General features: G+C 67.0%; 2 protein-coding genes and 1 pseudogene. All 3 read right to left on the bottom strand.

Annotated elements, in window-relative coordinates:
* Nucleotides 1–79: 79 nt before the first annotated feature.
* Nucleotides 80–982, bottom strand: coding sequence for an SH3 domain-containing protein (locus EN991_RS33885; protein WP_164766115.1), 903 nt, complete (start codon nt 980–982; stop codon nt 80–82).
* Between the two features lie 123 nt (nt 983–1,105).
* On the bottom strand, nt 1,106–1,870 hold the full coding sequence (locus EN991_RS33880) for a metallophosphoesterase family protein (RefSeq protein WP_127370366.1): 765 nt from the start codon (nt 1,868–1,870) through the stop codon (nt 1,106–1,108).
* Nucleotides 1,871–1,938: 68 nt separating this feature from the next.
* Nucleotides 1,939–2,074, bottom strand: a pseudogene (locus tag EN991_RS41355) (transcriptional regulator); the annotation flags it as partial.

Genomic DNA, 2,074 nt, shown 5'->3' with positions numbered 1-2,074 from the left:
GGGGAATAGGGGAATAGGGTGGGTTCGAGAGAATTCCAAACACACTCCCTTATTCCCTGCTCCCTTACTCCCCTGAATTCTAATTCCCCAGCGCCAACTGATCCGTGATCTCAAACCGCTCCGAGACGCCGACACGGATCATGTTGAGGCTACCTTCCCTGGTGAAGCGGAAGTCGCCGGGCGCGTCGGAACCGGCCGGCTGGCCGGCACGGAAAGAGATGATGCGCGTGCCGCCATCGGGCCAGGTCACAGTGATGTTCGCCTTGTCGGCGCTGTGCACCACGCTGACCTTGCAGCGCTCCATCGGCTGGCCGACATAGCGGGCGCAGGGAATTTCGGGGCCAGAAGCCAGCGTCGGAGTGGAATCAAGCGGGACGTCAGGCGCCGCCAGCGCCAGTAGGTACGCATCCTGCATGGCGGCGTGGCCGATTTCCGCGGCCGATTTCGGCGTGCTTTCGGCTGCCGGACCGGCGCCGCCAAGCCGCGCCGTCAGGTCGGGCGGTGCGACCGGCGCGCTGTCGGCTGAGCCGGTGGCCTGCGATTGGTCCGGTGCCGAGGCCTGCTCGGCCCCACTGCCGGTGGAGGCAATCACCGGCGCACCGGCCGGTCTTGGCTCACCTTCGACATAGGGGTTCGGATTGAGGGGGATGAGATAGCGCGCCGGCGCCCAGCCGCTCAGCTTCTCCTTGCCCGTGCTTTCGACCTTGCACCATTTGTAGCCGTTGATGTCGTTGCAGCCGAGATTGGTGACCATGTCGCCGCTGCTCAGCCGCGCCTCGACCGTGGCGACCGGCGATGCGGTGGTGCGGACCTTGAGAAGGTCGTCCGGCGCCAGGCCGGTGACGACGGAGATGACGAGCTCCGGCGCCTCTTGGGCCATCTCTTCAGCCATAGCGGGGGCAATCACCGGCCACGCCGTCATCAGCAGCGGAGCAGCAATCAGCGCATGGAGGTTTGTTCGGAGCGTAACTGTGCGCCTCATCGTTTGGCCGTGCGCTGATACCGTGCCGCGGCGGATCGAGCCCGCCGCAAGCCCGGCCGGTTTTATAAGGGACGACGCGGCGCCATGTAAGCCCGAAAATTCGGGCCGCCGTTTCGCCAGCCTTCAGCCGGGCAGGGGCATGAACCCGGTTCTGAGCGCGTGAGCCCATTCCGGCCGGCCCGCTTGTTCGGCCTGCCTGGCGGCCGCCTCGTGGTCGTAGTCGACGGCGATGGCCTCGAAGCCGTCAGGCTGGCCGTTGCTGCCCGAGGTGACAATGCCGTAGCGCGCATGCGGCGAGCCCTGCTCGGAGACATGCGCCGGCGGCGTGGAATCGTCATAGGCAGGGCAGCCGATGCTGCCCGGATTGAAGATGACGGGACCGTCGGGGACGCGGATCAGTTCCGCGCGGTGGCTGTGGCCGCACAGCGCGATGCGGCAAGCCGGGTCGAGCGCCTTCAGCCGCCGACGGATCGCCGTCAGCGGCGCGCGCACCAGCTGGCCATTGGCGATCGTATCAATGAGATATTTCTCGTCATGGTCGGGACGGGCGTGGAAAGCGATGATTCCGGGTGCGATCTCCAGCGTCAACGGCTGGGCGAACAGCACCTGGCGCTGTGCCTCGGTCAGCCGCTCCTGCGCATAGACGTCGGAGGGCCACATGGTGTCATCAGCGGGGTCGGCGGCAACAAGGCGGTCGTGGTTGCCGCGCACCGTCGGCAGGTTCAGCGCCTGCAGCCGTTCCATCGTTTCGCGCGGCCATAGCGGGCCGGAAACGCTGTCGCCGAGATTGACGGTCAGGTCGGCGCCGCCGCGCCGGCGCAGGTCGTCAAGCACGGCGTCGAGCGCCAGCACATTGCCGTGGATGTCGGCGAGGACGGCGATGCGCATTTCGGGAAGCTCCTGTGTGACGCCGCTTTTCCTTTTCCCCACGTTCGTGGGCGAGGAACCCAAGTCCTTCAGGGTCGGGCGTGCACTTCGATATCGTGGCCGCCAACCGCCGGCAGTGCGGGATCGTCGCCGGCGGCGGCGATGACGCTGTCGAGCAGGCCGGGGAAGCGGGCGTCGAGATCGGCGCGGCGCAGTGTGATCATG

This window comes from Mesorhizobium sp. M7A.F.Ca.US.005.03.2.1, assembly GCF_003997795.1.
GTDB lineage: Bacteria > Pseudomonadota > Alphaproteobacteria > Rhizobiales > Rhizobiaceae > Mesorhizobium > Mesorhizobium ciceri.
Note: the sequence above shows the minus strand (reverse complement) of the source record. Positions and strands in the feature narration are given on the sequence as shown.

Excerpts from the sequence above, each read along its gene's own strand:
- EN991_RS33885 (WP_164766115.1), bottom strand. The coding sequence starts at position 982 with ATGAGGCGCACAGTTACGCTCCGAACAAACCTCCATGCGCTGATTGCT.
- EN991_RS33880 (WP_127370366.1), bottom strand. The coding sequence starts at position 1,870 with ATGCGCATCGCCGTCCTCGCCGACATCCACGGCAATGTGCTGGCGCTC.